This window comes from Ruegeria sp. BHSB064 (assembly GCF_059613205.1).
Genome location: NZ_JBXWSB010000165.1, coordinates 1 through 8,063, shown reverse-complemented (window position 1 = coordinate 8,063; position 8,063 = coordinate 1). Strand labels below are relative to the sequence as shown.

Annotated in this window: 11 protein-coding genes; 10 read left to right on the top strand and 1 reads right to left on the bottom strand. The window is 57.9% G+C overall.

Annotated features, from left to right (window positions below):
* From AC2FNU_RS22715 to smpB, 10 genes are all read left to right on the top strand, one after another.
* Nucleotides 1-742 (top strand): MFS transporter (locus AC2FNU_RS22715; protein ID WP_496793018.1); only part of this gene is annotated, 742 nt, incomplete at its 5' end.
* Nucleotides 739-1,602 carry a penicillin-insensitive murein endopeptidase gene (gene mepA / locus AC2FNU_RS22710; RefSeq protein ID WP_496793016.1) on the top strand — a complete coding sequence of 288 codons (864 nt, stop codon included), beginning with the start codon at nt 739-741 and terminating at the stop codon, nt 1,600-1,602. The genes AC2FNU_RS22715 and mepA, both read left to right, overlap by 4 nt.
* Nucleotides 1,575-2,459 (top strand): esterase-like activity of phytase family protein, encoded by an 885-nt coding sequence (locus AC2FNU_RS22705; protein ID WP_496793014.1) that lies wholly within the window; start codon nt 1,575-1,577, stop codon nt 2,457-2,459. The genes mepA and AC2FNU_RS22705 overlap by 28 nt, the downstream gene beginning before the upstream one ends.
* Before the next feature lie 91 nt (nt 2,460-2,550).
* Nucleotides 2,551-3,198, top strand: coding sequence for a queuosine precursor transporter (locus tag AC2FNU_RS22700; RefSeq protein ID WP_171178357.1), 648 nt, complete (start codon nt 2,551-2,553; stop codon nt 3,196-3,198).
* Between the two features lie 264 nt (nt 3,199-3,462).
* Nucleotides 3,463-3,882 (top strand): alternative ribosome rescue aminoacyl-tRNA hydrolase ArfB, encoded by a 420-nt coding sequence (gene arfB, locus AC2FNU_RS22695; protein ID WP_496793012.1) that lies wholly within the window; start codon nt 3,463-3,465, stop codon nt 3,880-3,882.
* A 57-nt stretch (nt 3,883-3,939) separates the two neighbouring features.
* Nucleotides 3,940-4,686, top strand: a complete 747-nt coding sequence (locus AC2FNU_RS22690; protein ID WP_496793010.1) for an SDR family oxidoreductase — start codon at nt 3,940-3,942, stop codon at nt 4,684-4,686.
* An 81-nt stretch (nt 4,687-4,767) separates the two neighbouring features.
* Entirely contained in the window at nt 4,768-5,784 is a 1,017-nt protein-coding gene (locus AC2FNU_RS22685; RefSeq protein ID WP_496793008.1) for a P1 family peptidase, read from the top strand.
* Between the two features lie 113 nt (nt 5,785-5,897).
* Nucleotides 5,898-6,311: a c-type cytochrome gene (locus AC2FNU_RS22680; protein ID WP_496793006.1), complete on the top strand. Its 414-nt coding sequence runs from the start codon at nt 5,898-5,900 to the stop codon at nt 6,309-6,311.
* Nucleotides 6,312-6,509: 198 nt separating this feature from the next.
* The gene (gene idi / locus AC2FNU_RS22675) at nt 6,510-7,052 is read left to right on the top strand and encodes an isopentenyl-diphosphate Delta-isomerase (RefSeq protein WP_496793004.1); all 543 of its coding nucleotides are present in this window, start codon (nt 6,510-6,512) and stop codon (nt 7,050-7,052) included.
* Nucleotides 7,053-7,110: 58 nt separating this feature from the next.
* A complete protein-coding gene (smpB, locus tag AC2FNU_RS22670) occupies nt 7,111-7,587 on the top strand; it encodes an SsrA-binding protein SmpB (protein WP_171093124.1) in 477 nt (158 codons plus the stop codon).
* 64 nt (nt 7,588-7,651) lie between these two features.
* On the opposite strand, the gene AC2FNU_RS22665 is transcribed toward smpB, so the two are convergent.
* On the bottom strand, nt 7,652-8,063 hold a 412-nt coding region (locus AC2FNU_RS22665; RefSeq protein WP_496793001.1), incomplete at its 5' end, for a carboxymuconolactone decarboxylase family protein.

Sequence of the window (8,063 nt, the reverse complement as noted above, 5' to 3'; positions counted from 1 at the left end):
GTTTACGGCTGCTTGGTTCATTCTGTTTATGGTGCCCTATTTCCTGTGGGTGCGCGATGACGCACCAGCGGACAAAACGGGCAGCGTGGGTGAAGCGCTGCGTCTGCTGGCGAAATCAGTATCTAACCTGCGCCATCGCGTCAGTCTGGCCAGCTACCTTGGCTCGTCGATGTTCTACCGCGATGCGCTCAACGGGCTTTACAGCTTTGGCGGTGTTTATGCGCGGTTGGTGTTGGAGTGGGACCTGATCAAGATCGGTGTATTTGGGATTGTCAGCGTTTTGGCAGCCGCGGCGTTTTCCTGGGTTGGCGGCAAGCTGGACAAGAAATACGGCCCCAAACCGGTGATCATCGTTGCGATCTGGGTTTTGATATTTGTCTGCGCCACTGTGGTCATGATGGATCGAACGCAAATCTACGGTATCCAGCTCGAAGACGGATCAAGCCTGCCAGATATCGTTTTCTTCGGCTGCGGTGTGTTGATCGGCGGTATGGGCGGCATTCTTCAATCGGCCAGCCGCTCGATGATGGTGCGGCACACGGACCCTGAGGCCCCGGTGGAAAGCTTTGGGCTTTATGGTTTGTCGGGGCGTGCGACGGCCTTTGCCGCACCGCTTTTGATCGGAATTGCAACAACCGTGACCGGCAGTGCCCGGCTGGGGGTGTCACCCATCGTTGGGTTGTTTATTCTGGGACTATTCCTGATGCGCTGGGTCAGACCGGAAGGGGATCAGAGCAGATGATTTTAAAGCGTTTTTTGATAATCGTGGCTGCCCTTGCTTTGACGGGTACAGCAACGGCAGAGCCGCTGGCGAAGCAGTTGTTCGGGGCGCAACGGGTCAACTCGCAACAAAAACCGGCCGCGTTCGGCAGTTATTCGCGCGGATGCGCCGCCGGGTCGGTACAATTGCCCGAAACCGGTGCCACATGGCAGGCTATGCGCCTGTCGCGCAATCGCAACTGGGGCCACCCGGAGGCGATCGATTACGTCAAGGACCTCAGCAAGTTTGCGGCGAAGCAGCCGGGTTGGAACGGTCTCTATGTCGGGGATATCAGCCAACCGCGGGGTGGTCCTATGACCTCGGGCCATCGGTCCCATCAGTTGGGTCTGGATATCGATATCTGGATGCTGCCCGGGGACAACATGCGCCTCAGCCGCAAAGCGCGCGAGAATATCTCTTCTATTTCGCTGCGTCGCGCGAATGGGGCTTTTGTCAACGGGAACTGGACGAAGCAGCACCATGCTGTTCTGCGCGAAGCGGCCAAAGACAAGCGCGTGGCGCGTATCTTTGTGTTTCCCGGCGCGAAAGTGCAGATGTGCAAGGATGAGAAAGGCAACCGCGCCTATCTGCGCAAGATCAGACCATGGTGGGGGCACCATTATCACTTTCACGTCCGTCTGAAATGCCCCCGAGGGTCGAAAGGCTGCGTCAACCAGGACCCGCCCCCCAAGGGCGATGGGTGCGCTCAGGCGCAGGAATGGGTAAACAACATCCTCAATCCACCACCACCTGATCCAAATGCGCCAGCCCCCAAGAAACGCCGGGAGTATGTTCTGGCTGATTTGCCACAACAATGCGCCGCCGTTTTGCAATCCAACTAAGCGCCTTTCTGTTTTTAGCTACGGCAGCTGTGGCGGTCGAAGTTAAGTCCGCCACCCATCTGAATAGTTTTGAATGGCATAATCCGGCGAATTGGTTTGGTGGGTTTTCGGCGCTGCACGTTCTGGGCGACGGTCAGCAGATATTGGTGCTGAGCGATCGGGCCAGAATGGCCACGGCGCGCATAGAGCGCGACGGGGATCAGATCACCAGCATTCAGGTTTTGGATCAGTGGCGGGTCTTGTCCAGTCAGGGGCGCATCATGAAAGGTGGTGTGGGCGATTCCGAAGGGCTCGCGCTGGCACTAGGTGGTGGGTTCTATATCTCGTTCGAAGGCGTGCACCGGATCGCCCATTATTCAGGGCCGGGTGCCAAGGCGCGGGTTTTGCCTCGGCTGCCCGTGTTTGACCACCTCGCCGACAACGGATCTTTCGAAGGGCTTGCCATTGATGCGCGCGGTCGGCTTTACACGATGCCGGAAAAAAATCGCACCAAAGGCGGGAACATCCCGGTCTTTCGTTGGGATGGCGATGCATGGTCGATCCCATTTGTCTTGCCACAACGCGATGGTTTCAAACCCGTCGGCGCTGATTTTGGCCCGGATGGGAAGTTTTACGTGCTGGAGCGTAAGCTGGGCTTTATTGGGTTTCGCTCAAGGCTGCGTCGGTGGGAGGTGACGGATGACATTCTCAGCGCTGAAGAAACCCTGTTCGAAACTGCAGCGGGCACGCATGACAACCTCGAAGGGCTGTCTGTCTGGCGCGACGGTCAGGGCCGTTTGCGGGCCACGATGATCTCGGATGACAACTTTCTGGCTCTGCAGCGAACCGAATTGGTGGAATATCTGCTGCCCGATTGACAGAGCCACGGCAAAGGTCTAAACGCACGGCTTGCCTTGGGACGGTCCCTTGGCCAAGTCGCCGCTACCTTGTCAAAACGGGCATCAAAACATGCAACGCGCTTACATTCCCGGCATCATTGCCATGGCCACCATTGTTGTGGCCTCGAACATTCTGGTCCAGTTCCTGATCCTTGACGGGCTGTTGACGTGGGGTGCTTTCACCTATCCGCTGGCCTTTCTGGTCACTGACATCATGAACCGCGTCTATGGCGTAGGTCCGGCCCGCAAGGTCGTGTTTGCCGGGTTTGTCACCGGCATCATCTGTTCGCTGATCGGCAGCCAGATCATGTTGCAGGGCGACGGGTTTGAATACGCCGCCGTACCGTTGCGCATTGCTGTTGCATCCGGCACCGCTTTCCTGATCGCGCAGCTGACCGACGTCACCGTGTTCAACGCCATGCGTGGCGGTCGCTGGTGGCGCGCGCCACTGGTGTCGACACTGGTGGGCTCGGCACTGGACACCGCGATCTTCTTCACCATCGCTTTCTCGGCCTCGGTCACATTTTTTGGCGCCAATGCAGACGCCGCGATCAACTGGGCGTGGGAACCCGTGCCGTTCATGCTGTCCGGCCCGATGGCGCCACTCTGGGTCACGCTGGCCTTTGCAGACTGGCTGGTGAAACTATCGCTGGCCCTGATTGCTTTGATCCCGTTCAAAGTCATTGTTGCCCGGCTGACTGCCGCACAGCCTGCTTAAAAAAAGTGCTTTGAGAATGGCGCATCTTGTGTCAGGCTCAAAGTTAACCGCAACAGATAGAAAAGGAGGTGATCCAGTGTCAAGAAAGAGATTGGAGAGAGGTGTCGGAACAACCGGGGGGATCGCCTGCTAGGGCAGCCCTTGGCGGAGCGCTCGCTCCGGCTGGTCGATTGATCTAACCGACCCGACCTCCTGAACTTTCGAAGGGCCGTCCCACCGGGGCGGCCCTTTCTGTTTTCACGCGTGCCCTGTAAGGTCCGGCCCATGTTGCGCATCACCGACGATATCATCCTGCAAGACTGGGAAATGACCGAAAGCTTTGTTCGTTCTTCCGGTCCCGGCGGGCAGAACGTCAACAAGGTCTCGACCGCAGTTGAACTGCGGTTCGAAGCGGCGCGTTCCCCCTCTTTGCCCGATCCGGTCAAGAGCCGCTTGAAACGGCTGGCCGGGCGGCGCTGGACCAAAGAGGGCGCAATCATCATCCAATGTGAAGAGACCCGTTCTCAGGCGCGTAACCGTGAAATCGCCCGCGCGCGGCTGGCCGAACTGATCACTCGTGCGCTCGTCAAACCCAAACGGCGCATCGCAACCAAGCCGACCTATGGTTCGGTCAAGCGCAGGTTGGCGACCAAGAAGGCGCGCGGTGACGTCAAAGCGTTGCGGGGCAAGGTCTCTGAAGAATGATCTGGCATCTTTTCGATGCGTTGCTACTCTGCCCCTGACAGGCAGGAGGATACCGCCATGAGGTTGGAGGGAAAAACCGCAATTGTCACCGGTGGTGCATCCGGGTTCGGCGCAGGGATCGCGCGGAAGTTCCTCGACGAAGGCGCGCGCGTGATGATCGCGGATATCAATGGCGAAGCGGCGCTGGATCTTGCAAACACACTCGGAGAACGGGCAATCGGACACCAGGTTGACGTTGCTGACGGTGCTTCGGTTCAAGCCATGGCAGATACCGCAAGGCGTCAGTTCGAAGATCTGGATATTCTGGTGAACAACGCAGGCGTCACGCATTTGCCGACCCCGCTCGAAAACGTCTCGGAAGACGATTTCGACCGCGTGTTCAATGTAAACATGAAATCCGTCTACCTGACCGCCCGCGCCTTTGTCCCGGCAATGAAATCGCGCGGGGCAGGTGCGATCCTGAACGTGGCCTCAACGGCCGGGTTGTCTCCGCGCCCCAACCTGAACTGGTATAACGCCTCAAAGGGCTGGATGATCACGGCAACCAAGACTATGGCTGTGGAACTTGCACCAACCGGTGTGCGTGTGAACGCCATCTGCCCCGTGGCCGGAGAAACGCCGCTGCTGAAATCCTTCATGGGGGAAGACACGCCCGAGATTCGTGCCAAATTCCTGTCGACCATTCCACTGGGCCGTTTTTCCACACCCGAAGACATGGCCAACGCCGCCTGTTTCCTCTGCTCGGACGAGGCCAGCATGATCACGGGTACAGCGCTTGAGGTTGACGGTGGCCGCTGCATCTGATCCGCTCTTCATCTGGCCCAAAATACCTCCGCCGGAGGCAGCGCGCCTGCGCGCTTTTCGGCCTGAACATCAATGTAAAAAATGACCCCCGGACCCAAGAACCTGATCACTGATATCCCCGGCCTGATGGTCGGTAACGCGCAGGACGATACGCTGAAATCCGGCGCAACAGTCTTGACGGCACAAGCTCCGTTTGTGGCTTCGGTCCATGTGATGGGCGGTGCGCCGGGGACGCGCGAAACCGATCTGCTTGCACCGGACAAAGCTGTGGCCCATGTGGATGCGATTGTTTTGTCTGGCGGTTCTGCCTTTGGGCTCGAGGCCTGCTCGGGTGTTTCGGACGGGTTGCGTGACAAAGGCCGGGGGTATCCGGTCGGTGACGTCACGGTGCCCATAGTCCCGGGCGCGATCCTGTTTGATTTGCTCAACGGTGGTGACAAAAACTGGGTTGAAAACCCGTATCGTGCCCTGGGACGCGCAGCGTACGAGGCAGCGTCGGATCAATTCGATCTCGGCTCAACGGGCGCTGGAACCGGAGCTTTGGCTGCGATGCAAAAAGGCGGGCTCGGTTCGGCTTCGTTTGTTCTGGACAGTGGGATAACCGTCGGCGCGCTGGTTGCGGCCAACCCGCTGGGCAGTGTGACCACTCCGGGGGATCAACATTTCTGGGCGGCACCGTTTGAAACGGGTGGTGAATTTGGTGGTCTGGGGCCTGATCCCAATGCAGCTCATGGCGCGCCGCAGGCCAGCCGCAAGTCGCAGGCTATGAAGGCCGCAGACTCGACCAAGACAAATACCACCATCGCCATCGTCGCAACCGATGCAGCTTTGACCAAACCTCAATGTCAAAGGATGGCCGTTGCTGCCCATGACGGAATTGCGCGTGCGATTGTGCCGGCTCACACGCCGGGCGACGGCGATCTGGTCTTTGCCGCCAGCACCGGTGTTCGCCCCTTATCGACCGAAGCTGAATTAGGGCTTATCGGTCACGCAGCTTCTGTTTGTCTGGCGCGGGCCATTGCGCGGGCTGTGTATCTGGCGGCTCCGGCTGCGGGCGACCTTTTGCCCTGCTGGTCCGACGTAAATGACCAATGTTAAGGACATCCCTTTTGTCGCAGTGGCACAGTAAGCCTGCGCGGCAATCTGCGCGTTGACTCTTTTTTGTGCCGAATGTCCATTCGGTGCAGCAAATTCGTATCGGAGCAATAGCTATGAATCGCATCCTCGCCACCGCAATTGTTGGTCTTCTGGCCTTGCCCGCCTATGCTGAAGGCGACGCAGAAGCGGGCAAGAAAGCCTTCAACAAATGCAAGTCCTGCCACCTGATCGCTGACCCGGAAGGCGAAGTGATTGTCAAAGGCGGTAAGACCGGCCCGAACCTTTATGGCATCGCTGGCCGCACTGCCGGGACATATGAGGGCTTCAAATACGGTGACAGCATTGTTGCCGCAGGTGAAAAAGGTCTGGTTTGGGACGAGGCGACCTTTGTCGAATACTCGCAAGATCCCAAGGCATTTCTGAAAACCTATCTGGATGACACAGCCGCCAAGTCGAAAATGACATTCAAGCTGAAAAAAGGCGGTGAAGACGTCTATGCCTATATCGTCAGTGTCTCGGGCGAATAAGCCCTGACACCGCGTGCAACTGCACAAGGACCAAAGGCCGCAGCCCCTGCGGCCTTTCGTGCGATTGATGCCGCGGCAATTCCCAGCCACTTTGGTATCTGACAGGTGGTTTTCACCCGTCGCACAGCCAGACCGATCCGGCGGCAGCTAAACTCACAATAACCGCCCGGCAGATGGACTGGCAGCAGGAGAGGATAGATGGGAATCATGATCCCGGCCTGGGTCGATGGCGAGTTGACCCCTGTGGACAAGCTCGAAGCGCATGAAAAAGGGCTCAAGCACAAAGCTGTGTCCGTTTTTGTTGTGCGTGGAACTGAGATTTTGCTGCAACGTCGTGCATTGGGCAAATATCACACGCCTGGCCTGTGGGCGAATACCTGTTGCACGCACCCTGATTGGGATGAAAGCTCGTCTACTTGTGCTGTGCGCCGTTTGCGGGAAGAGCTTGGGATTACGGGCCTTTATCCCGAGTATCGCCATCGTCTGGAATACCATGCGGATGTCGGCAACAACATGGTCGAAAACGAGGTTGTCGACGTCTTTCTGGCTCATGTTCGCGGGCCGCTGAAGATCGAGCCTAACCCGGACGAAGTCATGGATATCCGCTGGATCGACTATCATGACCTTCTGGCCGAAGTGACCCGTCACCCGGATCGTTTCACGCCATGGCTCAAGATCTATCTGCACAAATACGCTGACACGATTTTTGGCCCTGATCTGATCATTTCTGCCAAATCCTGACGCAGTTGGGTAAACCCTGCCTTGCAAGGTCGGCGCAAGCCGCCTAAATCAACGCGTCATGGCCAAGCAGAAGACAGACCCGAATTACAAGGTAATCGCCGAAAACCGGCGCGCCCGATTCGATTATGCGATCGAAGAGGATATCGAGTGCGGCATTGTCCTGGAGGGGTCCGAGGTCAAATCCCTGCGTGCTGGTGGCTCGAACATCGCGGAAAGCTATGCTTCGGTCGATGATGGGGAACTGTGGCTGATCAACAGCTACATCGCGCCGTACGAGCAGGCCAAGGTGTTCAAACACGAAGAGCGTCGCCGCCGTAAGCTCTTGGTGTCACGCAAAGAGCTGTCGAACCTGTGGAACGCGACCCAGCGCAAGGGTATGACGCTGGTGCCGCTGGTTTTGTATTTCAACCACAAGGGTCGGGCGAAGATAAAAATCGGCATCGCCAAAGGTAAAAAGATCCACGACAAGCGCGAGACGCAGGCCAAGCGCGATTGGTCACGTCAGAAGCAGCGGCTTTTGAAAGATCACAGTTAGACCGTGTTGGTTTGGCGTGACCGGATGCATCTGCCGGCGCGTCCGGACAGCAGCCCGCGACGTCTTAGGACTTTGCCCTTAAAGAGGGCTTTCGCCACTCGAACCGTTCCACAGCGCTGTCCAGCGGAACTTCCGTCAATGCGGCCGTGTAATTGCTGACGACCTTGTTTGCGATGCCCAGAACAACCTCTAGCGCGTTTTGCGGAGTGTATCCGGCGGCCAGAAACCTTTTCAGGTCGGCCGGTGCGATGCTGCCCCGGGTGCGCACCATGGACTTGGTAAATTCATGCAACGCATTGTGCTTTTCGTCGGGCAGGGTGTCGCCCGAGCGCAGGCTTTCCACAGCATCAGGCGACAGCCCGGCCATACGCGCCAACTTCGTGTGCCAGGGAACGCAATACTCGCAGTTATTCTCGAAGTTCACGGTCAGATACACCACTTGCTGCTCTGCTGGGGTCAGTGTTGTTTTGGCAAAC